18 protein-coding genes and 2 pseudogenes are annotated in these 22401 nt (G+C 59.6%); 13 read left to right on the top strand and 7 right to left on the bottom strand.

Features of this window, described 5'->3' with window-relative positions; translation table 11 throughout:
* Positions 1-442: 442 nt before the first annotated feature.
* Complete coding sequence (locus tag MRBLMR1_RS08855) at positions 443-862, bottom strand: hypothetical protein (RefSeq protein ID WP_500064138.1); 420 nt, start codon at positions 860-862, stop codon at positions 443-445.
* 336 nt (positions 863-1198) lie between these two features.
* On the opposite strand from MRBLMR1_RS08855, the gene MRBLMR1_RS08850 reads away from it, so the two are divergent.
* From MRBLMR1_RS08850 to MRBLMR1_RS08825, 6 genes are read left to right on the top strand one after another with little or no spacing between them, the layout of a single operon-like run.
* A complete protein-coding gene (locus MRBLMR1_RS08850; protein ID WP_500064137.1) occupies positions 1199-2188 on the top strand; it encodes a sugar phosphate isomerase/epimerase family protein in 990 nt (329 codons plus the stop codon).
* Between the two features lie 52 nt (positions 2189-2240).
* Positions 2241-3302 carry a sugar ABC transporter substrate-binding protein gene (locus MRBLMR1_RS08845; RefSeq protein ID WP_183686953.1) on the top strand — a complete coding sequence of 354 codons (1062 nt, stop codon included), beginning with the start codon at positions 2241-2243 and terminating at the stop codon, positions 3300-3302.
* A 58-nt stretch (positions 3303-3360) separates the two neighbouring features.
* The gene (locus MRBLMR1_RS08840) at positions 3361-4899 is read left to right on the top strand and encodes a sugar ABC transporter ATP-binding protein (RefSeq protein WP_500064136.1); all 1539 of its coding nucleotides are present in this window, start codon (positions 3361-3363) and stop codon (positions 4897-4899) included.
* Positions 4892-5866, top strand: coding sequence for an ABC transporter permease (locus MRBLMR1_RS08835; RefSeq protein ID WP_500064135.1), 975 nt, complete (start codon positions 4892-4894; stop codon positions 5864-5866). The genes MRBLMR1_RS08840 and MRBLMR1_RS08835 overlap by 8 nt, the downstream gene beginning before the upstream one ends.
* Positions 5863-6738, top strand: coding sequence for a MurR/RpiR family transcriptional regulator (locus MRBLMR1_RS08830; RefSeq protein WP_148147921.1), 876 nt, complete (start codon positions 5863-5865; stop codon positions 6736-6738). The genes MRBLMR1_RS08835 and MRBLMR1_RS08830 overlap by 4 nt, the downstream gene beginning before the upstream one ends.
* A complete protein-coding gene (locus MRBLMR1_RS08825; RefSeq protein WP_183686959.1) occupies positions 6735-7613 on the top strand; it encodes a ribokinase in 879 nt (292 codons plus the stop codon). Before MRBLMR1_RS08830 ends, MRBLMR1_RS08825 begins: the two co-directional genes overlap by 4 nt.
* A 164-nt stretch (positions 7614-7777) precedes the next feature.
* Here the strand turns inward: MRBLMR1_RS08825 and MRBLMR1_RS08820 are convergent, their stop codons facing one another.
* On the bottom strand, positions 7778-9193 hold the full coding sequence (locus MRBLMR1_RS08820) for an aldehyde dehydrogenase family protein (protein WP_500064134.1): 1416 nt from the start codon (positions 9191-9193) through the stop codon (positions 7778-7780).
* Between the two features lie 96 nt (positions 9194-9289).
* Here MRBLMR1_RS08820 and MRBLMR1_RS08815 point away from each other — a divergent pair, with 96 nt between their 5' ends.
* Together MRBLMR1_RS08815 and MRBLMR1_RS08810 are read left to right on the top strand one after the other, a co-directional pair.
* Complete coding sequence (locus MRBLMR1_RS08815) at positions 9290-10186, top strand: LysR family transcriptional regulator (RefSeq protein WP_500064133.1); 897 nt, start codon at positions 9290-9292, stop codon at positions 10184-10186.
* Positions 10187-10321: 135 nt separating this feature from the next.
* A pseudogene (locus tag MRBLMR1_RS08810) lies at positions 10322-11915 on the top strand (ABC-F family ATP-binding cassette domain-containing protein).
* A 54-nt stretch (positions 11916-11969) separates the two neighbouring features.
* Here the strand turns inward: MRBLMR1_RS08810 and MRBLMR1_RS08805 are convergent.
* The 3 genes from MRBLMR1_RS08805 to MRBLMR1_RS08795 are packed head-to-tail and all read right to left on the bottom strand — an operon-like array spanning position 11970 to position 14723.
* Positions 11970-12728 carry an alpha/beta fold hydrolase gene (locus tag MRBLMR1_RS08805; RefSeq protein WP_500064132.1) on the bottom strand — a complete coding sequence of 253 codons (759 nt, stop codon included), beginning with the start codon at positions 12726-12728 and terminating at the stop codon, positions 11970-11972.
* 40 nt (positions 12729-12768) lie between these two features.
* Complete coding sequence (locus tag MRBLMR1_RS08800) at positions 12769-14538, bottom strand: cytochrome c biogenesis protein DipZ (RefSeq protein WP_500064131.1); 1770 nt, start codon at positions 14536-14538, stop codon at positions 12769-12771.
* A 2-nt stretch (positions 14539-14540) separates the two neighbouring features.
* Positions 14541-14723, bottom strand: coding sequence for a hypothetical protein (locus MRBLMR1_RS08795; protein WP_500064130.1), 183 nt, complete (start codon positions 14721-14723; stop codon positions 14541-14543).
* Positions 14724-14885: 162 nt separating this feature from the next.
* Here MRBLMR1_RS08795 and MRBLMR1_RS08790 point away from each other — a divergent pair, with 162 nt between their 5' ends.
* From MRBLMR1_RS08790 to MRBLMR1_RS08775, 4 genes are all read left to right on the top strand, one after another.
* A complete protein-coding gene (locus tag MRBLMR1_RS08790) occupies positions 14886-15938 on the top strand; it encodes an alpha/beta fold hydrolase (protein WP_148147916.1) in 1053 nt (350 codons plus the stop codon).
* Between the two features lie 123 nt (positions 15939-16061).
* Complete coding sequence (locus MRBLMR1_RS08785; protein WP_206829066.1) at positions 16062-16802, top strand: response regulator; 741 nt, start codon at positions 16062-16064, stop codon at positions 16800-16802.
* Entirely contained in the window at positions 16799-18130 is a 1332-nt protein-coding gene (locus MRBLMR1_RS08780) for a sensor histidine kinase (protein WP_500064129.1), read from the top strand. Before MRBLMR1_RS08785 ends, MRBLMR1_RS08780 begins: the two co-directional genes overlap by 4 nt.
* Before the next feature lie 161 nt (positions 18131-18291).
* Complete coding sequence (locus MRBLMR1_RS08775) at positions 18292-18708, top strand: organic hydroperoxide resistance protein (RefSeq protein WP_148147914.1); 417 nt, start codon at positions 18292-18294, stop codon at positions 18706-18708.
* Between the two features lie 375 nt (positions 18709-19083).
* Here MRBLMR1_RS08775 and MRBLMR1_RS08770 read toward each other — a convergent pair whose 3' ends face one another.
* Positions 19084-20055 (bottom strand): LysR family transcriptional regulator, encoded by a 972-nt coding sequence (locus MRBLMR1_RS08770; protein ID WP_500064128.1) that lies wholly within the window; start codon positions 20053-20055, stop codon positions 19084-19086.
* Between the two features lie 145 nt (positions 20056-20200).
* Here MRBLMR1_RS08770 and MRBLMR1_RS08765 point away from each other — a divergent pair.
* Positions 20201-20774 (top strand): annotated as a pseudogene (locus MRBLMR1_RS08765) (Fic family protein); the annotation flags it as partial.
* Between the two features lie 79 nt (positions 20775-20853).
* Here the strand turns inward: MRBLMR1_RS08765 and MRBLMR1_RS08760 are convergent.
* On the bottom strand, positions 20854-22401 hold the full coding sequence (locus tag MRBLMR1_RS08760) for a response regulator (protein WP_500064127.1): 1548 nt from the start codon (positions 22399-22401) through the stop codon (positions 20854-20856).

Raw genomic sequence — 22401 nt, 5'->3', positions numbered from 1 at the left:
GGCGACCGTGCTTTTAATCGTCGTTGCGTCAATTTTCGTTCATGGTGTTGCCGTCACACCAACAATGAGAGGGATCGATGATGGACGGTCAAGCAGGCAGATCAAAGCATAGCGAATTCAAACAACGAGCCGAGGATTCGTTTCTCTGAAAGGCAGGGGAAAACACACGGCCGAATTTTCTAATGTTGGTAGACCCAAGGTTCTACGAGCCGATTGTGCCGGTCTTGCCGCTTGGGAACGATTCCCAACGACAACCGGTCGTCAATCCAATCCCGCAGCATGTCTTCCCTGTCGAGGAGCTTCCGTCTCGCTTCTCCGTCACGCTCCCACAGGAGAGCTTCCTTAATGCCGAGGATTGCTGCGCGTTCGGACATTATCTTGGCATGCATGTGTACCCAACGCAGGAACTGGAGGCCGACGGGGTCATGTGCCAAAGATCTGCCTAATGCTCGGCATAAGATCGCGCAACCTCCGGCTCCGCCAGGTTCGAGCCAAGCCAGATCGCCAGCGGCAATGGGTCTGTCATCCCGCAGAGAATCTCGGCGATGTAGCCGGTGGCAATAAAGGCGCGTCTGAGGGTCGTTGCGTCTTGTACCATGCGGCCGGCAGCGATTTCGATCAGCGCGGCCTCGTATTGATAGGGCGGAAAGTGATCCCCTTCCTTTTTCAGGATACGGGATGCGCGCGTGGCTTCACCGGCGCGCAGATACTCTGACGTTATCAAAAAGCGAGTCCCCTGATTGTCGTTCGGGTTCCACTTGAGCATGCCCTGCATTACTTCGATCGTCCGTTGCCGCCTGCCCAAGGTGTTGGTGGCAAAGCGCCACTCCTTAAGCGGCGCGTAGAAATGGCCGGTTTTCAAGCCAACCCCATTCAAATCACGCTACGGTAAGTGGAGGGGAACTCGCGCAAGCCTTTGAAGGCCGCATGGCGAAGCTCTCCGTAGGCAGTCCAGTAGCGGAACTATCTCGTCAACGCATAGCTCTCGTGGCTCAGCCACTCGTGACCAGCCTCTCGCTGGAAAAGACCACAGTCAGCACGAAATGCCGCACATAATTGCTTGAATTGCGGGCATGCGTTGCATCTTAAGAACACAATCCGCACACGCATGTTGCATTGCAGAAACTATTTCGCTTTACAAATCATAATGAATTTGTGAAGTTTGGCTATCTGATCATTTTAGATAGGGCCAAAGACATTGTCGAACCTCCGTTTTGCCACCCGCCTCAACTCCTTCGCTTCGAACCCTGCCGGCGAATGGCCGGACCTAAAGGGCAAGCCGACGGTCCTGCAGATGGCAGCGCGTGCCGCCAAGGTTGATGGCTTGACGGATCTGGACCTCAATTATCCTGATCACGTTGGTGAAAAGCCGACTGAGCTAAAGCGCAAGCTCGAAGACATGGGCCTGGCAATCAACGGCTTTGCCATGCGCTACTACACCAATCCGGCGTTCAAGCTCGGCGCCTTCACCCATCCCGACAAATCGGTTCGCCGTGAAGCGATCGACCTGACCAAGGCTGGCATCGATGCCGCCCGCGAAGCAGGTTCCAACCTGATGACCATCTGGCTTGGCCAAGACGGTTTCGATTACGCCTTCCAGGCGGACTATGATCGCATCTGGCAACACGAAATCGACGGAATTCGTGAAGTTTGCGAGCACGACGCCGACTGCCTGATCTCGATCGAATACAAGCCCAACGAGCCGCGCTCCTACAGCCTGATGCCGGATTGCGCCACGACGCTTCTGGCCATCAAAGAAACCGGATGTGCCAACCTCGGCGTCACGCTCGATTTCGCGCATGTGCTTTATGCCGACGAGCAGCCGGCTTTCGCCGCTGCCATGATCGCCCGCCACAGCCGTCTGCTCGGCGTTCACCTCAATGACGGTTATGCCAAGCGCGATGACGGTCTGATGGTCGGTGCGGTGCACTCGATCCAGACCATCGAACTGCTGCGCCAGATCCGTCGTGACGGCTACGATGGTGCGATTTATTTCGACACTTTCCCGGACATGACCGGCCTCGATCCGGTTCATGAATGCGAAGTCAACGTTCAGACCGTCAAGCGCATGCTGAAGGTCGTTGATCGCCTCGAAGGCGACAACCGCCTCGGCAGCGCGATCGACCGTCAGGATGCCGTCACCGCGCAGTCGATTATTCAGGAGGCAATGCTCGGCGACGTCGCTTGAAGAGGCTCCAAGAGACATCTTCTATTCCAACAACCACACCTGGGAGGATACCATGAACAGACACCTGAAATCTGCGATTGCCGGCATGGCGCTGGCGCTGATGGCAAGCGCGGCCTTCGCGCAGGAGCTTGCACCGCTCAACTCGGATACCGAAAAGGACCGGGTTGACTGGTCGCAGCTTGAAGCGAAATACGGCGCGTTTCCGAAAATTCCGGAGGGCACGCGCGCCGGCGGCGTTTCCAAGACGCTCACCAACGAATACTGGCGTTCACTCGGCGAAGGTTACGAGAAGTTCGGTGAGAAGGCCGGCGCGACCGTTGCCTATCAGGCAGCGCAGAGCGAAGGCGATCAGCTGGGTCAGCTGACGATTGCCGAAGGCATGGTCACCACCGGCTTCAACGTAATTCTCGTGTCACCGCAGACCGATGCCAACCTGCAGCCGGTCATGGAACAGGCCAAGGAAGCCAACATCCCCGTCGTCAACGTGAACGATGCCGTCGTGCCGCAGGCCGAGCACTATGTCGGCAACGTCCAGCGCGACAACGGTGTACGTGTTGCCAAGTGGTTCATCGACAACCGTCCCGAAGGCGGCAAGGTCGCCATTATCGAAGGCCAGGCCGGCGTGTTTGCCGCTGTCCAGCGCACGGCGGGCTTCAAGTCCACGATCGGCGAGAACTCCAAGTTCCAGGTCGTTGCCAGCGTTCCGGGTAACTGGGATCGCCAGCAGTCCTACGATGCCGCCACCAACATTCTTCAGCAGAACCCCGACCTCGTCGGCTTCTATTGCAACAATGACGGCATGGCACTCGGCGTCATCGAGGCGGTCAAGGCTGCGGGCCTGCTCGGCAAGGTCGCCGTGTTCGGCACGGATGGCATTTCCGACGCCTACAAGTCGATCGAAGCCGGCGAGCTGACCGGTACGGTCGACAGCTTCCCGATCCTGACCGGTGAAGTGGCGATGGAAACGGCACTTCGTCTCGTCGCAGGCCAGAAAGTGGCACGTGTCGTCGCCACGCCGCAGGCGCTGATCACCAAGGACAACCTTGCCAAGTATAAGGGCGACGGCGTCGATGTCCGCGCCGTGTTGATGAAGGATGCTGCGTCCGCTCAGTAATCGCAACAGGAGCCGGTCCTCCCGAGACCGGTTCCCCTCCTTTGATGAAAGCACCGAGATGACGACAACGGCTCGCCTCAAGTTCAAGGGCATCACCAAGACCTTTCCAAGCGTAAAGGCGCTTTCGGACGCGACTTTTTCCATAAAGCCCGGTGAAGTTCGCGCTCTTCTCGGCGAAAACGGCGCCGGCAAATCGACGCTGCTGCGCATTCTGTCCGGTGTGTCGCGCCAGACCAGCGGCGAGTTTTACGTCGATGGCATGCTTGCCACGTTCAAGAGCCCCGAGGATGCCCGCCGCGCCGGCATCGCCATGATCCATCAGGAGTTGCAGCAGATCCCCAATCTGACCGTGGCGCAGAACATGTTTCTTGGCCATCCGCTGAAGACTGCCGGCGGCTTGCTGGTCAATCGTCGCGAGCAGGAAAAGCGCGCGGCCGCAGCGCTTGCTATGATCGACCCGTCGATCGACCCTTCGACGCCGATCAAGAACCTGAAGGTGGCGCAGCGGCAGATCGTCGAGATCGCCCGCGCCCTGCTGGAAAACGCCAAGATCGTCGCAATGGACGAACCGACGTCCAGCCTGACGCCGGCCGAATTCGAGAGCCTCGCGGTTATCATCGAGAAGATGGCGGCCTCCGGCGTGGCGATCATCTATGTCTCGCACAAGATGGATGAGGTTTTCCGCATCTGCCACCAGGGCACCGTCATGCGTGACGGCAATGTGGTTGGCACGGTCAACCTGCGCACCGCCGCCCAGTCGGACGTGATCGCGATGATGGTTGGCCGCGAGCTGATGCAGGAAGAACATAATTCGTTTGTGAAGGAGGACGTTCGCGTTGAAGTGCGGGGCCTTTCCTCCGCGGTCACGCATGTCCGCGACGTCTCCTTCACAGTAAGACGCGGCGAAGTCGTCGGCATTGCCGGCCTGGTCGGCTCCGGCCGTACCGAGCTTCTGCGTCTTCTGGCCGGCGTCGACAAGATCGGATCCGGCGAGATCAGCATCGACGGCCGTGCGCTGAAGCTGACAAACCCGCGCTCCGCCATCTCTGCCGGGATCGGTCTGTTGCCGGAAGAGCGCAAGCGCGAGGGCATTATCCCCATGCGCCCGGTGTCGCTGAACATGGCGCTGCCGTCCTTGCGGAAATTCGCAAAGGTCGGCGTCGTTAGCCATTCGACGGTTAACAATACTGCCGAAACATTGCTGAAGCGGGTCAACCTGCGGCCGTTCCAGATCGATCGTCCGATCAAGCTGTTCAGCGGTGGCAACCAGCAAAAGGCGATCATCGCCCGCTGGCTGGCCGCCGGATCTGAAATCCTGCTGTTCGACGAACCGACACGCGGCATCGATGTCGGTGCCAAGTCCGAAATCTATCATCTGATCGAAAACCTTGCCGCCGAAGGCAAGTCCGTCATCGTCGTCTCCTCGGAACTTCCCGAGGTTATCCGGTTGTCGGACCGGGTCATCGTCATGCGCAACGGCCGCATCGCCGCCCAGCTGGAACGACACGAGCTGACGGAACAGGCCATCGTCTCGCACGCCGTCGGCGATGCCGAGCCAAATACCTATTCCTCGACGCAGGAGCACACCCATGTCTGATATCGCCGCCGAAACGCCCAAGCGTTCCTCGAAACTCTTCAGCTCGTTCTCGCTGCGTGATGCCGGTACGCTCATCGGCCTGATCATCATCATGGCAGTGTTTGCGGCGCTGGTGCCGGGCTTCCTGTCCGAGCGTAACCTCATCAACATCCTGCAGCAGTCGAGCATCAATGCCTGCATCGCGCTCGGCATGACGCTGGTCATCATTTCCGGCGGCATCGACCTTTCAGTCGGCCCGACGGCTGCGATTTCCGCCGTGCTGACGGCCGCTCTTCTTGTCACGGGCGTGCCCGTGCCGGTGGCGCTGCTTGCCGGTCTCGGCATCGGTGCCTTCTGCGGTCTCGTCAACGGCGTGCTGGTTGCCTATGTCGGCCTTCAGCCGTTCATCGTCACGCTCGGAACGCTCAGCACGTACCGCGCCATCGCGCTGATCTATACGGGCGGCAATCCGGTTCTCGGCGTGCCGCATAGCTTCCGGTCGTTGTTCAACGGCAATGTCGCCGGCATCCCGAACTCGGTCATCATCGTTGCGGTGGTCGCCTTCGGCGCTTGGGTCCTGCTCAAGAAGACGCCGATTGGTGAATATCTTCTCGCCGTCGGTGGCAACGAAGAAGCCTCTTATGTCGCCGGTGTGCCGATCGCGCTCACCAAGATTACCGCTTATGTGATCTCCGGTGTTCTGGCCGCGCTGGCCTCTTTCATCCTGATCGGCCGCCTTGGCGCGGCAGAGCCTATCCTCGGCAATCTGTGGGAACTCGATGCGATTGCAGCTGCCGCCATCGGTGGTGCGTCGCTGATGGGTGGCAAGGGATCGATCGTCGGCACCATCCTCGGCGCCATCATTCTCGGTGCCATGCGCAACGGTTTGACGTTGATGAACGTTCAGGCTTTCTATCAACTTCTCGCAACCGGCCTTATAATTCTTGTCGCAATGATGATCGATCGCGCGACAAGGGGACGGGGATGAATTCCGACAACATGGATCCGAAGGCAGTGGGCCCGCGCATTCGCATGCGCTTGCCACTGCTGACGCCGCTGGAAGCAAGGGTGGTCGAGACCGTCTTTGCACTGCGCAGCTTCAATGACGACACGTCGCTGAAGGAGATCGCAACCGATGCTGGCGTCTCGGAAGCCATGGTCGTGAAGATCACCAAGAAACTGGGATTCGCGGGTTATCGCGAATTCCGCAATGCGGTTTCCCAGTATAACCGGTTGCCAACGGCGGAAATGCACCAGGAACTGTCCATCGAGGACACGTCCCAGGAAATCATCCAGAAAGTGTTCAGGACGTCGATCCAGGCGCTGGAAGAAACCCTGTCGATCATGGATGTCAAAGCGTTCGATCGTGCTGCAAACCTGATTCATGGTGCGCGTCAGCGCGATTTCTATGGTGTCGGCGGTTCGGCGCAGATCGCCCGCGATGCGGCCCACAAGTTTCTGAGGATCGGCGTGCGCGCCAGCGTCTATGACGATTCCCACATGATGCTGATGTCCGCATCGCTGCTCGGCAATGACGATATTGCTGTCGGGTTCTCGCATTCCGGCAATACGATGGCGGTTATCGAGGCGATGCAGATCGCCAGACGCAACGGTGCCCGCACGATTGCAATCACTAACTATAATGAATCGCCGCTGGCGCAGCATGCCGACGTCGTTCTCTGTTCGACAGCGCAGGGTTCGCCGCTGATGGGCGAGAACGCCGCCGCCCGCATCGCCCAGCTCAATATTCTCGACGCCGTATTCGTGGCTGTTGCGCAGCGCGATTACACCGCTGCAGAAAACCATCTCGAAAAGACCATGGCGGCCGTCGCCTCCAAACGGAAAGACAAATTTCTATGACTGCATCCATCCCCGCCGTCGTCGTCTTCGGCAGCTTGCATTACGACATCATCGTCAAAGGTCCGGCGCGCCCGCGCAAGGGCGAAACGGTGACCGGTTCCGCCTGGAACCCGGCCTGCGGCGGCAAGGGTGGAAACCAGGCGGTTTCTGCCGCGAAGGCCGGCGTGCGGTCTGTAATGATCGGTGCCGTGGGTGACGATGATTTTGGCGGCACTCTGACCGCCAATCTTGCCGCAAACGCGGTGGAACTGGATCATGTCAGGGTGATCGAAGGCGCCGCCTCTGGCATGAGCGTGGCAATTTTCGATTCCGAAGGGGATTATGGCGCAGTCATCGTCTCGGGCAGCAATCTTCAGCTCGGGCAAACCGATGTGAAGCAGGCTGCATCGCTGTTTCAGGCGGGCAATATCCTCGTTCTGCAGAACGAAGTGCCGGATCCGGCAAATGTGCTTGCTGCCTCAGCGATGAAAAAAGCAGGCGGTAAGGTTGTTCTGAATGCCGCGCCGGTGAGGGACCTGTCGCCTGAACTGGCGGAGTTAATCGACGTTCTGGTCGTCAACGCGGTCGAGGCGGAAGCGCTGGCCGGTAATGCCGAGGTCGACACGCTCGACGCTGCGATCGCGGCAGCGCGCGTTCTTGCAAAATCATTTCCGGTTGCCGTTGTGACGGCTGGTGGAGCGGGCGTTGCCTACGCGATGCGCGACGGCGAAGAGGCGTCGATCCCGGCAATCAAAGTCAAACTGGTCAGCACGCATGGCGCAGGCGACGAATTTATCGGCGTATTGGCCGCAAGATTGCTTCAGGAAAATTCGGTCAAAACAGCACTTTTTGCGGCCAACGAAGCCGCGGCGAACCTTGTGAGTTCACAGCGCTGAAAGTCATATAAATTACTGTCCTTAGCTCATTTCATCGCCAAAACAAATAAGTTACCTGATATCGTTCTGGAAATAGAGTTCGATTCCTATCAAGGCCAAAGAGAAGCACCACTCGGGCCAACCGACCGAGTGGTGCTTCTGCCGTACAAAATCGCCGTGCGGCCTTAAGTCAATACCGCCTTCGGCTCCAGAAAAGCATCCAGCCCAAAAGAGCCAAACTCGCGGCCGATGCCAGATTGCTTCATACCGCCAAACGGGGCCAACGGCTCGTGGGGCGCGCCATTGATGACGACGCGGCCACAATCCAGGCGGCTAGCCAGTTTCTGCATTCGCTCCATGTCCGTGCCGTGCAGATATGCCTGAAGCCCGTAGCTCGTGTCGTTGGCGATGTGGATTGCTTCTTCCTCATCTTGGTAAGACAGGACAGAAAGCACCGGTCCAAAGATCTCCTCGCGAGCGATCCGCATATCGTTCGTCACATTCGCGAAAATCGTCGGCTGCGAAAACCAGCCATGGCTGATGCCCTGTGGGCGGCCGGGGCCGCCGGCGATGAGCTCTGCTCCTTCATCGACCCCCAGTCTGATATAAGCTTGTACCCGTTCATACTGTTTCTGACTTACCATCGGGCCGATCATCACGGCCGGATCGGATGGCATACCCGGCTTGAAGGTTGCGATCTCTACCCGCAGTCGCTCGATCACTTCGGCCTTTCTTGCTTCCGACACAAGAACGCGGGTGCCGGCAATGCAGGCCTGGCCGCTGTTCATCAGGCCAACTTGCAAGACCGTGGGAATGGCGCGGTTGAGATCCGCGTCGTCAAGGATGATATTTGGCCCCTTGCCGCCGAGTTCAAGCGTCACTCGCTTCAGGGTTTCCGCACCGGCACGCAGCACCTGTCTACCAACGGCCGTCGAGCCGGTGAACGTCACCTTGGCAATATCGGGATGCCGGCTGAATTCCGCTCCTACAACGTCGCCGCGACCATTGACGATATTAAAGACACCCATCGGAAGGTCTGCTTCATGAAGACATTCGGTGAGCAATTGGGTCTGGACCGCGCTCATCTCGCTCGGCTTGATCACGATCGTCGTGCCGGCCGCGATTGCGGTTGCGAGTTTTGCGCAGATGAAGCCGTAATTGCTGTTCCAGGGGGTAATCGCGGCCGTTACTCCGATGGGCTGCATTGTGACCTCAGCCCGTCCGATCCGCCGCGTGAATTTGTAATCCTTGAGCACCTCGGCCATGTGCCGAAAACTGGATGCTGCATGAACGACGGCAAAACCGGTGAAATATTGCGGGGCGCCATATTCCGTCGCCATCGCCTCAGTTAGTTCCGCATTTCGTGCGGCAACGGCGTCGCTCAGGTGTTCAAGCATGGCGATGCGCTCCCGCTTGCCTGTCCGGGCAAAGGCCGGAAAGGCGCGCTTTGCCGCGGCGATCGCGGCCTTGGCATCTTCGACGTCGCCGAGACGCACCGTGCCGATCTTTTCCTCCGTCGAAGGATTTTGGAGATCGGCGATCTCCGTGCCATGCGGGGTTATGAACTGGCCGTCGATATAGATCTTGTCGATGATACGCATCGTCTTCTCCTTGAAAATGATGGGCTTAATCTGGCGGTTCGACATTGATCTGATAAGCTGGGCGATAAAGGACAATCTGATAAGGAATAGCGGACAATGCTGCGTGGGACACTGGCCGAACTCGAGGCGGTCGTTGCTGTGGCCACGCATGGCGGTTTTCGCGCCGCAGCGCGTGAACTGGGCATATCCTCCTCCGCACTCAGCCAGCAGATCGCGGTTCTGGAAGCCCGCACCGGCGTGAGGCTATTCAACAGGACGACACGCAGCGTCGTCCTGTCTTCCGCCGGTGAGCAGTTCGTGGCCGAGATCGCACCGGCGCTGGCGGCAATCCGCAAGGCGGTCGATCTGGCGGATGAACATCGCACCGAGCCGAGCGGCACGCTGCGGATCAACACCTCCGTCGGTGCGGCGCGCATTGTGCTCAATCCAGTTCTCCTGGAGTACAGGCGGCGCCACACGCAAATGGCGGTCGAAATCGTCACGGAGGGCGCGCTGGTCGATATCAATGCGCAGGGCTTCGATGCCGGTATTCGCATTCGCGAAACCGTGCCGCCGGATATGATCATCCAGCCGATCAGCCGCTCCGTTCGCCCCGTTATCGTCGGCTCTCCCGGCTATTTCGAGCGGCATGGCAGGCCGAAAGTGCCGGCCGATCTGAAGAACCATGATTGCATCCGGGCGCGTATGGCGAGCGGTTCTCTCTATCACTGGGAATTCGAACGGCACGGCGAGGCCTTCACCTTGGATGTTCCGGGCCTGCTGACGCTTGACGAGAGCGACCTGATGCTGCGGGCCGCACGGGAAGGCGCCGGCCTTGCCTATCTCAATGCGTGGCAGGTCGCCGCGGACCTTGCTGATGGCACATTGATTGAGGTTTTGGACGACTGGATCGCTCCCTATCCGGGTCTCTGCCTCTATTATCCCGGCCGGCGCCATATTCCGGCCAAGCTGCGGGCGCTGGTCGATCTGGTCAGGGAGGTCGCCTGGGACTAGCGTCGCCGTATACCGTGAACCCACCGTCTTTACGCGCTAGATCACCACCGCCTGCAGCACCAACAGGATGGTCGACAATGGATTTCAACCCGATCGCAACGCCGCTTTGCCTTGCCATACGGGAAAACCTTGTCCATGCCGCATTCCATTATCCTCTCCAATCTGTCCTGGTCCACTTCTGACGGTCGTCCGCTTTTCTCCGATCTGAATATCGTTTTCGGTCCCGAACGGGCCGGGCTCGTCGGCCGCAATGGTGTCGGCAAGACAACGCTTTTGAAATTGATCTCCGGTGAACTGCCGCCGGCTTCGGGATCGGTCACGGCACCCGCAGGCATCCACATCTTGCGTCAGAGCGTACAGGTCGCGGAAGGGGCCACCGTCGCCGATCTCTTCGGTGTCCGTCATGCGCTGGCACTACTCGAGCGCGCTCAGGCAGGCACGCAACGCTCGAGGAATTGGCCGATATCGACTGGATGCTGGAGCCGACTATCGAAGCGGCGCTTGCGCGTTTCGTCCTCTCCATTCCTTTGTCGACGTCGCTCGCTCGGCTTTCCGGCGGCCAGCGCACCCGTGCCGCACTGGCTGCCCAGGTCTATCACGCACCTGATTTCCTGATCCTCGACGAGCCGACCAACAATCTCGACCGGGACGGGCGGGCGGCAGTGATCGAACTTCTCGCCGGCTGGCGCCAGGGCGCGATCGTCGACAGCCACGATCGGGAGCTTCTGGAAACTGTCGATGCGATCGTATAGCTGACATCGCTCGCCATCAGCCGTTATGGCGGAAACTGGAGCCATTACCGGGAAGGCAAGGCTCTTGAGCTTGCCGCGGCCCGGCATGATCTGGCCGACGCACAGAAGCGGCTCGGCGACGTCGAGCGCAAAGCACAGGAGACAGCGGAGCGGCAGGCGCGTCGCGATTGCGCAGGAAAAAGGAAGGCGGCAGAGGGCGGCATGCCGCAAATCTCGGCTGCCGGCCGCGCCATGCGTGCGGAGCAGACTGGTGGCGAAAAAGCCGAGGCCGCAAGCCGAATGGCGGGAGAGGCGAGGGCCGATGTGTCTGCTGCCCGCGACCGCCTGGAGGTTCTCGATCCCTTCAAGGTTTCGCTGCCATCCACGGGTCTTGTGGCGTCGAGGACGGTGCTGCGGCTGGACAAGGTGACTGCGGGTTATGCAAGCGATGCCCCAGTCCTCTCCAATGTTTCGCTGACAATGACTGGTCCCGAGCGGCTTGCCGTCATCGGCTCGGTCGGCACGGGCATGACGAGGCTGCTGTCCGTTATCACTGGAGGCCTGGCACCGTTTTCAGGGTCCGTCAGGGTCGAGTTGCCATGCGCCTTTCTCGACCAGAAGGTCAGCCTGCTGCACCTGCAGCTGTCGATCCGGGACAATTTCATGCGGCTCAATCCGGGAGCCAGCGAAAATGCCTGCCGGCGGCTCTCGCCCGCTTCATGTTTCGTGGCGATGCCAGCCTCAGGCAAGTGGGACAATTGTCGGGTGGGCAGATGCTGCGCGCCGGCCTGGCCCGTGTCCTCGGTGGAGAAAGGCCGCCGCAACTGCTTGTTCTCGACGAACCGACCAATCACCTCGATCTTGACTCCATCGCCGCCGTGGAGGCGGGGCTGGTCGCCTATGACGGTGCGCTTCTGGTGGTCAGCCATGACGAGGCTTTCCTCGAGGCCATCGGCATTACTCGGCGTTTTCTGCTTGGTGCGCCGCTCGGAGCGTAACAAAAGCCGCGCCTTTTTGGGCGCGGCTCAGTTTGATCGGAGATCTGCGGGGTCTTAGTGTGAAAGGGCTTTTGCTGCCTTCTCGATCACATCGGCAACCTTTTCGGGCTGGGATGCAAAGACGGCGTGGCTTGCCTCAATCTCGGTCACGTCGCTGCCGGCACGTCTGGCCATGTCGCGTTCGAGATCGGGATTGATCGAACGGTCATGGGTGGCGACGACCGCCCAGCTCTTGCGCGTCTTCCAGGCCGGCTCGCTGATCTTCGCCGCGAAAGCCTGCTTGGCGGCGAAGACCTGCGATCTGGAGAGAAATTCGGCGTCTTTCTTCGGAAGGTCGCCGGCAAAGTCACCCGCGAATGCCGCGGGGTCCAGGTAAAGATATTTCCCGTCCTTCGTTTCGCGGATGTTCATTCCACTGGCAGGTTTTGAGCTTGCCAGATCAAACAGGCTTTCTCCCGTATCGGGCTGGAAGGCGGCCACGTAGACGAGGCCAGCGACATGCGGATTGTTGCCCGCCTCGGTGAGGACCATGCCGCCATAGCTGTGGCCGACGAGGAGCGACGGCCCGTCCTGCAGATCCAGCACGCGGTTGGTGGCGGCGACATCGTCGGCAAGAGAGGTAATCGGCTCCTGCAAGATGGTGACGTTGAAGCCGCGGTCCACGAGGATTTCGGTTGCCTTGCGCCAGCCGGAGCCATCGGCAAGGGCGCCATGCACGATGACGATGTTCTTCACCTCCGCCGCCTGTGCGGCCAAGGCGATGACGCTGGTGGCAAATGCGATGGCTGCCATGGAGATAAAACGGCGGTTCATGTCGTGATCCTTTGTTGTTGGAATAGGTGAGGGAAGGGGTTCAGCCGAAGGTGAAAGCGTAGGCCTGTACGCCCGGATCGAGGAAACGGATGGTGAAGGTTCTGGGCGTGACGTCGCCGGACTGACGGACGAGCTGGTAGAGGCGGGTGGAGGTGACCGTGCCATTGCCGTCGGCATCGGTATCCGTGCCGTGGTCGGCGCCGGGCGCGTGGCCGTCGATCATCACCTGGAAACGGACCGGTTTTCCAGAGCCGTCCGGCCCCAATACGAGATGCAGGTCGCGGGCGCTGAACCGGTAGGTGATCGCGCCATCGCTCTTGTCGAGGGTCGCTTCTTCCGCGCCGACAGTCCAGCTGCCGGAGAGACCCCATTCGTTGAGGCTTGGCGTTTCAATCGAATAGGTACCGGAAGAGCCGGGACGAAGGCCTTCGTTCGAGGCAAAGCCGGTGGCCTGCCGGTAACCGATATAGGTCTCGCCGGAGCGGATATCCTTCAGGTCGGCACTCGCTTCTGCGCCTTTTGCCTCAGGCTTGACGGGCGCAGTGGTGGCTACGTCGCTGCCGGCTTCTCTTAGCAGATCCTGTATCGCCTGTTCGGTCCGACCATAATTGCCTTCGCCGAAATGGTGGTAGCGGATATTGCCCTTGGCATCGATCAGATAGCTGGCTGGCCAGTAGCTGTTATTGAAGGCACGCCAGATCCTGTAATCATTGTCGATGGCGACGGGATAGCCGATCTTGAAGTCGGAGATTGCCTTTTTGACATTGTCGATCTTTTTCTCGAAGGCGAATTCCGGTGCATGCACGCCGATCACGACGAGACCCTGATCCTTGTATTTTTCGGCCCAGGCGCGGACATAGGGAACGGTGCGGATGCAGTTGATGCAGGAATAGGTCCAGAAATCGACGAGCACGACCTTGCCCTTCAGGGCTTCGGTGGAAAGCGGCGGCGAGTTCAGCCATTCCACGGCACCGCCCAGTGAAGGTGCGCGTCCTTCGACGGGAAGGTCGGCGTGAAACAGCTTGCCGTTGCGGGCGAGAATGGAATTGTCGGCGCTTGCGACCTCCATGCCGCCTTCGGCTTGCCGGGTGTGGAGACGATCGAGAACCGCCTGTTCGAAGGAAGACGTGCTGGCATATGAAAGCTTGGCGAGGAGGCCGGTGTCGAGGCCGAGCGCAATGACGCCGACACCTGCTATGACAGCTGCGCCAAGGACTTGCCGAATACGCTCGCCGACACCCAGAGACCGCTTCAAGGCGGCAAAGATCCGCCCGCCTGCGAAAAGTGCGAGGGCGAGCGAGGTCGCAGCCCCTGCAGCATAGGCGACGAGAAGGACAGTGGTTTCAAGATTGGCACCCTGCAGGGCGGCACCGGTCAGCACGAGACCGAGGATCGGCCCGGCGCAGGGCGCCCACAGGAGGCCTGTGGCAATGCCCAGAAGCAGAGAGCCCGCGGCCCTGGGAACGCTGCCCGGCTTTCCGGCCGCGTTCATCAGGCGGTTGCCGAGTCCGACCACAGGCTGGCTCAGGATCGTGGCGATGCGGGGAGAGATGAGGCCGAGGCCGAACAGCGCAAGCAGCAACAGCGCGGCAAGCCGCCCGAATTCATTGGCCTCGATGGCCCAGCCGCCGCCGATCGCAGCGAGTGTCGCGACGAGCGAAAATGTCGCGGTCATGCCTGCCAGCATGGGCAGCGTGCTGCGCAGGAACGGCTGTCCCGCACGGGCAAAGATGAAGGGAAGGATCGGCAGGATGCAGGGGCTCAGGATGGTGAGCGCCCCTCCGAGATAGGCAATGACGAGAAGCGTCATGATCATGTCCTCTGAAGCCCTTGGTGGATCTTGGCGCCGCCGACATGGGCGTGATCGGCAACTGCGCCAATCTGGTCGGGCGCAGGTATCCGGGATGTGTCCGGCTTCAGGAAGAAATGTATCGGAGTGTAGGAGGCGACCCCGCCGCCATAATAAGAAACGATCAGGCGGGCGGGACCGGCCATCTCGTCGTCTTTTCGCGCAGGCGAGGCGAGGTCTTTGTATCGAACTGTATCTCGGCGGCGTGCCGCTACAGTTGCTTGCAGTTGAGCAGGTCGCAGGACATATCGACAATACACACAGGCTGTTTCTTGGGGATCGTCATCAACGCGAACCGGAGAAAACCCATGACCGATATGTTTCAGCTTCAACGCCGCCGCTTCTTTGGCCTGGCAGCCATGACCGTCGCAGCCGTCGAGCTCGGCGCCACTTCGCTGGCCAATGCTCAATCCGCCGCAGCCGGATCATCTGGCAATTCGCAAGGCAGGCCGGGTGGCCATACGAAATTTGCTGCCCTGAAGCAGGTCGATGCAGGTGTCCTCAATATCGGATATGCAGAGGATGGCCCGGCAAATGGTCCCGTCGTCCTGCTGCTGCACGGATGGCCATACGACATCTACAGCTATGTCGATGTTGCGCCGATCCTTGCCGATGCCGGGTATCGGGTCATAATTCCCTATCTGCGCGGTTATGGCACGACACGGTTTCTCTCTGCCGAAACGCCCCGCAATGGGCAGCAGGCTGCACTTGCGGTCGACATGATCGCGCTGATGGACGCGCTCAAGATCGAGACCGCGATCGTTGCCGGTTATGACTGGGGTGCGAGGACTGCGGATATCATGGCCGTACTCTGGCCGCAACGCTTCAAGGCGCTAGTGTCCGTCAGCGGCTACCTGATTGGCAGCCAGGAAGCCAATCGCGCTCCACTTGCGCCCAAGGCCGAGCTTGCCTGGTGGTACCAGTTCTATTTCGCCACCGAACGCGGCCGTGCCGGTTACGCCGCGCATACCCATGATTTTGCGCGTCTCATCTGGCAGACGGCGTCGCCCACCTGGAAGTTCGATGACGAAACCTTCAACCGCTCCGCCAGCGCATTCGACAGTCCCGACCATGTCGATATCACCATCCACAATTATCGCTGGAGGCTCGGACTGGTTGCCGGCGAGGCGAAATACGATGCCTATGAGGCGCTGCTTGCCAAGGCACCGGTCGTGACCATTCCCACCATCACCATGGAAGGTGACGCCAATGGTGCCCCGCATCCTGATCCATCCGCCTATACCGCCCGGTTTTCAGGACGCTACGAACATCGCACGATCGGCGATGGCATCGGTCACAACCTGCCGCAGGAAGCGCCGGCGCAATTCGCCCGCGCGGTGCTCGACGTCGCGAAATTCTAGACGCCACGAATTTCCGGCTGAACAGGTTGCTGCGGTGCATTTCCCGGCTTCGCGGCGGCCGCATCCAGCGCTAAATGGAAATGCCTCGACACGCAGCAAAGACAAAGGATGCGAGAACCCGAGATGGAGCATATCGACCATATCCTGATCGTCGACGACGATCGCGAGATCCGTGAACTGGTGTCGAGCTATCTGAAGAAAAACGGCCTGCGCACCAGCGTCGCGGCCGATGGCCGGCAGATGCGCAGCTTCCTGGATGCCAATGCGGTGGATCTGATCGTGCTCGACGTGATGATGCCGGGCGATGACGGGCTTGTTCTCTGCCGGGAGCTGCGGGCCGGCAAGCACAAGGCGACGCCGGTCCTGATGCTGACCGCCCGCGACGACGAGATGGACCGTGTCATCGGGCTGGAAATGGGTGCGGACGACTATCTGCCGAAACCTTTTGCTGCACGCGAGCTCCTGGCCCGCATCAAGGCCGTTCTTCGCCGCACGAGAATGTTGCCACCAAACCTGCAGATCAGCGAGGCGGGCCAGATCCTGACCTTCGGAACATGGCGCCTCGATACCGTCGGCCGCCATCTGCTCGATCCCGAAGGCACGGAGATTGCCCTGAGCGGTGCCGAATATCGGCTGCTCCGCGTCTTCATCGACCATCCGCAGCGTGTTCTCAACCGCGACCAGCTCTTGAACCTGACGCAGGGCCGCGATGCGGAACTGTTTGACCGTTCGATCGATCTTCTCGTCAGCCGCGTCCGCCAGCGGCTGGGCGACGACGCGCGCGAGCCGACTTATATCAAGACTATACGTGCAGAAGGTTATGTCTTTGCGGTGCCGGTGGAAATTTCGGAGCCCAGGACATGACAGAGCCGGCGGCGGACGAGGCGAGCCGGTCTTTCGCCTTCTGGCCGGGCACCCTGCGCGCGCGCCTGTTTCTCATCCTCTTTTCAGGCCTTGCTATTGCGTACGGCCTTTCCTTCAGCATCCTGTTTTTCGAGCGCTATACATCTGCCAAGGCCGTGATGCTCGGTACGCTCGAAAGCGACCTTGCAACCTCGATCGCGGTGATCGACCGGCTGCCGGCGGCAGAACGTCCGGCATGGCTCGATCGTCTCAGCCGCGGAAACTATCGGCTGGAGCTTGGAACCGGTGTTCCTGGTGTCCCCGACATGTCGGGACGTGGAGCCGACATCGCCGCTCGGATCGAGGACGCCGCGGGTCAAAAATTCCCACTGACCGTACAAGCCATTCCCGGTGAGAATGGCAGGCTACAGGGTCATCTGACGCTTTCCGACGGTTCCCCGCTTACGATCGACGTGACACCGCGCGGTGTGATGCCGCTGGCCAGCTGGCTGCCTTATGTCTTTACGGTGCAGATGCTGCTGCTCGTCCTCTGCACCTGGCTTGTTGTGCGTCAGGCATTCCGGCCGCTTGGCGATCTCGCCGCCGCCGCCGATGCGCTTGATCCGAATGCCAAGGGCAAGCCGATCAGCGAGACCGGTCCGCGCGAGGTGGCCCATGCGGCGCGGGCATTCAACGCCATGCGCGACCGGATCGCCCATCATCTCGAGGAGCGGGTGCAGATCCTTGCAGCCATTTCCCACGATCTTCAGACGCCGATCGCCCGTATGCGGCTGCGCGTTGACATGGCGGATGAGAGCCCGGAACGCGACAAGCTGGTCAGCGACCTGCGCGAGATCGAAATGCTGGTAAAAGATGGGATCGCCTATGCGCGAAGTTCGCATGGCAATGGCGAGAAGACGTCGCGCATCGACCTTTCGTCCTTCATCGACAGCATTGCCTATGATTATCAGGATACGGGCAAGGCGGTGACAGTGATCGGCCCCGTACAGGGCACGATCACGACCAAGCCGCATGCGTTGCGACGTATCCTGACCAATGCCATCGATAACGCGGTCAAGTTTGCCGGTGCGGCGGAGCTGAGCGTCGAGCGGAAGCAAAATGGCGAAACGGTCCTGAGCATTCGCGATCGGGGGCCGGGCATACCTGACGAGATGCTGGAGGCCGCTATGCGGCCTTTTGTGCGGCTGGAACAGTCCCGCAATCGCGAGACCGGTGGCACGGGACTGGGGCTTGCGATCGCCCAGCAACTGGCCACGGCCCTTGGCGGCAAAGTGAAGCTTTATAATCGCGACGGCGGCGGGCTTGCCGTGGAACTGACATTGCGATGATGACTGGCGCCGGTGTTCCGGCGCTCATTTTTGGATCTGCCGGGTCCCATATACTGTTTGTTACATTTCACCGGTTGTCCTGAAACAGCGCAGATACTCCAGCGGGCCAAAAACCTCCCTGTCAGCGAACAACGCTGGCCTGGCTTAAAAGGAGTTTTGCCATGCCGAAGATCGACAATGTTCTTTATACCGGACGGACCCACACCACGGGTGGACGCGAAGGTTTCGCACGCAGCGACGATGCCGCGCTGGAGGTAAAGCTTTCTTCTCCGGGAAGCGGTCGCCCCGGTACCAACCCGGAACAGCTGTTCGCCGCCGGCTGGTCGGCATGCTTCATCGGCGCCATGACCCGCGCTGCCGGAACGCGGCAATTGCGGCTGCCGGCGGATGTCGCCGTCGATGCGGAGGTTCACCTCGGGACGAGCGAGGGCGAGTTCTTTCTGCAGGCCCGCCTGAATGTCAGCCTGCCGGGCATGGATCGGGATGTCGCACAGGCGATCATTCATGATGCCCATCAGCTTTGCCCCTATTCGAAGGCCACTCGTGGCAATATCGACGTAGAGCTCAATCTCGCATGAGGATTGATCATCCTCTGACAAGTATGCTGATGGCTGCCCTCCTCATTCTGGCCGCGCTGATGACACCATGCGTCCTCGACGCAACGTCGAACGAGGCTTCCGTCATCGCTGCCGCCCTCATAAAGTGAGGGTGGCAGCTAGGCCCGTGATGCCCGGAACGGAGTGATTGGTGAGCGTCAAACCAGTCTGATTACACAGTCAAGGACGCGCCATGACCGGTTCGTTGAGAAGTCAGTCTGCAACGTCTGCTCCCGAGACCTCGAGGTCTCATAAAATGCCTTACGCCGAGTCCTGTTTTCGCTCTAAATTCAGAAATTTGCAGATACTTAGCAGATCTGCGATGCCGGGTCGAAGGTTCGGTTTGGCTCAAGAGCATTAATCCTCACTACGGTCCCCAGAACTCCCCTGTCCGCGCATAAGACTTCTGTGGTGGGCGATGAAAGCCCTAACCGACGGATTGACGTCGCTTTTTCGATACACGACGGCGAGATCGGTCGTCACGTCATTGTCGATCAGCGGCACGTAGCGCAGGCCGGGAAGCCGAAAGCAATCCATGCTCTTCGGCACCAGCGCGATGCCGATACCGACGGCGATCATGCTGGCGATGGTCGTGAAGTCGCGGCCGTTCGAATTAATCTTCGGCTTGAAACCCGCCTCGCCGCAGGCATCAAGCGTATTGGCATGGAAGCCGATATCGCTCGGCTGGCGCGGCGTGATGAACGTTTCTTCCTGAAGATCGCGAAGGCGGATTGCAGCCCTGGATGATTGTGGATGGGTGGCCGGCAGCGCGGCGACCAGTGGCTCCTTCAGGACGACCGTGGCGTTGAGTTCCGAAGGGATTGGCGCGGGCGGGCGGATATAGCCGAAATCGAGTTCGCCTTGCCTAATCTTCTCCAGCTGCTGGCGCATTTCCAGTTCCAGTAGGTGGAGTTCGATATCCGGCAGGGCACGCCGGAAGGAGGCGAGCGTGTCCGTCAGGATGCCAGAATAGGCCGCAGACGCGACGTAGCCGATGGTGATCCTGCCCGTCTCGCCGCGGCCGAGGCGCTTGAGCTGGGAAAGCGTTTCATCGGCTTGCGCCACGATCTTCACCGCATCCTCGAACAGTGCATTCCCGGTGGGGGTCAGTTTGACAGCGCGCTTGGTGCGATCGAGCAGCGGCAGGCCTACGATTGCCTCCAGAGCGATGATTTGCTGGCTGAGTCCGGGTTGTGCAATGCCGAGCCTTGCTGCCGCGCGCTCGAAATTTCGCTCCTCAACCAAAGCGATGAAGTATCTCAAATGCCTCAGTTCGAAATTGGTGGCACGTTGTCTGCCTGTGGTCGTCATCGGCTTTGGGTCGCTCATTGCTGTCAGGTCTCATTTCAGACTTTAAACTTCTGAAAATTGCTACTCCCATTTATTGGATTTGTGTCCGCGCTGTCGATAGAAAGATGATCGATCAGATTATTCCGCGGGGGCGGCATGCGTTTCATCCAATCTGATCTCTTAGCTGATAAAGGCTGGCCTGTTGCACGTGCAATTCGACACAATCCATCCGTTTCTCGATGGTAATGGTCGTATCGGCCGCCGGGCTTGTAACCCTGTATCTTTGCATGAACGGCGCGCTGCAAAAGCCGCTTCTCTACCTTCAGCCTCTATCTGAAGTCCCATCGGAGATAATATTATCGGTTGCTGCAGGAGGTTTGCGAAAACGGAAACTGGGAAGCTTGGTTGGACTTCTTTCTCGCAGGCGTCGCCGACACTGCCAATCAGGCATTTGAGGCTGCCACGCAGATCGTCGATCTTTTCAAGGAAGATCGGGAGAAGATCACGATGGAAAGTGACAGAGCAGGGTCGGTCCTTCGCATTCACGAGCTATTCCAGAAAAACCCCTTTCACACGGCGAACCAGATTGTTCAGATAACAGGTCTGTCCGCACCGCGGTTAACGCCGCGCTCGCAGATCTGGAGCGATTGGGCATCGTTGATGAGGTCACTGGCCGCAAGCGTGCCCGTGTGTTTAGTTATAGACGGTATCTTGCAATCCTGAGCGAAGGCACCGATCCTCTACCTCTCAGTTCATGAAGAATAGGTGGGCCAAAATTTCGATCTTCATCAAGAGCTTAAATACGACCTGCAATTATTCTGCGGGTGATGCCTCCAACTAATTTGCAAGTCTCGAAAACACCTTCTGTAACTGTTCCAGTGGGACGGGTTTCGTCAGATGGAAATTGAAGCCGGCCTCGGTCGCTAGTTCCTTGTCGCGATCCTGGCCCCAGCCGGTCTGCGCGATTATGGGCGTGGTCAGAAACTCAGCCTCGCTGCGAAACGCGCGGCAAACCTCATAGCCATTCATGCCGGGGAGACCAATATCGAGGAGAATGACGTCAGGATGGTAGTGCCTGGCTGCATCAAGCGCCTCCCGACCGTCGTGGACTGCCTCGAATTCGTGGCCGATATCTTCCAACATCATCCCCAACGTGTCCGCGATAATTGGATTGTCGTCAACGACAAGCACCTTCAGCGGTCTGAACGAAGGGATGCCGGTCGATAGCTGTTCCGTTTCTGCGGGAAGTTCCAATGCAGGCAACGAGGGGAGCCTGATCGTGAAACGGCTGCCGGTCCCCGGCCCCGCACTAAATGCCTCCACCGAGCCACCGTGCATTTCGACGAGCTGCCGGACGAGGGCAAGGCCGATGCCGAGCCCGCCCTGGGAGCGTTCTAGATGGTCGTCTATCTGGGTGAAAAGCTGGAAGACCTTGGCCTGCATGTTTTCCGGAATCCCGACCCCGTTGTCGGTTACCACGATGACCACTTGGTCGCCTTCCGTTCGCACGGTGAGGGTGACCTTCCCGCCCCGCGGAGTGTATTTGGCGGCATTGTTCAACAGGTTTGACAGGGCTTGGGACAGGCGGACCTGATCGCCATCAACCCATTGCGCGCCGACCGGCAAATCGATCGTCAAGGCGTGCCTTGCCCCGTCGATCAGAGGACGACTGGCTTCGGTCGCGGAGTTGACGATCTCGTCGATCCTGACCGGAGCTTTTCGAAGTTCGATCTTTCCCTGACTGACGCGTGACACGTCAAGAAGATCATCGATCAGCCGAACGAGATGAACCAACTGTCGGTCCATCATGTTGCGGATTTCGCCTGCATTCTCACCATTCGGGTTGCGTTTCAAAATGTCTAGCCCATTGCGCAGGGGAGCCAGCGGGTTGCGCAGTTCATGGGCAAGTGTTGCCAGGAACTCGTTCTTGCGTCGATCGGCATCCTTCAATGCTTCGGCCTGCAGTTGCAGTTCGTCACGCTGGGCGGCGATTTGTTGCCGCTGTAGGTAGAGTTCGAAGAAAACCTCAGTCTTGCTGCGAAGGATATCAGGTTCGATCGGCTTCTGGATGAAATCGACGGCGCCCGCCTCGTATCCCTGAAACCGCCAGCGGCTGTCCGCTGTGTTGCCGGCCGTGACGAATATAATCGGCACCCGGCGTGTGCGCTCATTCCCGCGCATCAGTTCGGCAAGCTCAAAGCCATTCAAGCCTGGCATCTGGACGTCAATCAGCGCCAGCGCGACATCATGCTCTAGGAGAAGCTCCAATGCCTGATCGCCGGAGCGAGCCTTGAGCAGGTTCAGGTCTTCCCGGCGCAGCAGGGCCTCGAGAGAGATCAAGTTCTCTTCGAGATCATCGACCAACAGAAACGAAACCTGGCTCAT

Origin of the sequence: Neorhizobium sp. LMR1-1-1.1 (genome assembly GCF_040675795.1) — a bacterium.
Lineage (GTDB): Bacteria > Pseudomonadota > Alphaproteobacteria > Rhizobiales > Rhizobiaceae > Neorhizobium > Neorhizobium cellulosilyticum.
Note: the sequence above shows the minus strand (reverse complement) of the source record. Positions and strands in the feature narration are given on the sequence as shown.

Coding starts and splice junctions, on each gene's coding strand:
- MRBLMR1_RS08845 (WP_183686953.1), top strand. CDS start 2,241: ATGAACAGACACCTGAAATCTGCGATTGCCGGCATGGCGCTGGCGCTG.
- MRBLMR1_RS08840 (WP_500064136.1), top strand. CDS start 3,361: ATGACGACAACGGCTCGCCTCAAGTTCAAGGGCATCACCAAGACCTTT.
- MRBLMR1_RS08835 (WP_500064135.1), top strand. CDS start 4,892: ATGTCTGATATCGCCGCCGAAACGCCCAAGCGTTCCTCGAAACTCTTC.
- MRBLMR1_RS08830 (WP_148147921.1), top strand. CDS start 5,863: ATGAATTCCGACAACATGGATCCGAAGGCAGTGGGCCCGCGCATTCGC.
- MRBLMR1_RS08825 (WP_183686959.1), top strand. CDS start 6,735: ATGACTGCATCCATCCCCGCCGTCGTCGTCTTCGGCAGCTTGCATTAC.
- MRBLMR1_RS08820 (WP_500064134.1), bottom strand. CDS start 9,193: ATGCGTATCATCGACAAGATCTATATCGACGGCCAGTTCATAACCCCG.
- MRBLMR1_RS08815 (WP_500064133.1), top strand. CDS start 9,290: ATGCTGCGTGGGACACTGGCCGAACTCGAGGCGGTCGTTGCTGTGGCC.
- MRBLMR1_RS08805 (WP_500064132.1), bottom strand. CDS start 12,728: ATGAACCGCCGTTTTATCTCCATGGCAGCCATCGCATTTGCCACCAGC.
- MRBLMR1_RS08800 (WP_500064131.1), bottom strand. CDS start 14,538: ATGACGCTTCTCGTCATTGCCTATCTCGGAGGGGCGCTCACCATCCTG.
- MRBLMR1_RS08795 (WP_500064130.1), bottom strand. CDS start 14,723: ATGGCCGGTCCCGCCCGCCTGATCGTTTCTTATTATGGCGGCGGGGTC.
- MRBLMR1_RS08790 (WP_148147916.1), top strand. CDS start 14,886: ATGACCGATATGTTTCAGCTTCAACGCCGCCGCTTCTTTGGCCTGGCA.
- MRBLMR1_RS08785 (WP_206829066.1), top strand. CDS start 16,062: ATGGAGCATATCGACCATATCCTGATCGTCGACGACGATCGCGAGATC.
- MRBLMR1_RS08780 (WP_500064129.1), top strand. CDS start 16,799: ATGACAGAGCCGGCGGCGGACGAGGCGAGCCGGTCTTTCGCCTTCTGG.
- MRBLMR1_RS08775 (WP_148147914.1), top strand. CDS start 18,292: ATGCCGAAGATCGACAATGTTCTTTATACCGGACGGACCCACACCACG.
- MRBLMR1_RS08770 (WP_500064128.1), bottom strand. CDS start 20,055: ATGAGCGACCCAAAGCCGATGACGACCACAGGCAGACAACGTGCCACC.
- MRBLMR1_RS08760 (WP_500064127.1), bottom strand. CDS start 22,401: ATGAGCCAGGTTTCGTTTCTGTTGGTCGATGATCTCGAAGAGAACTTG.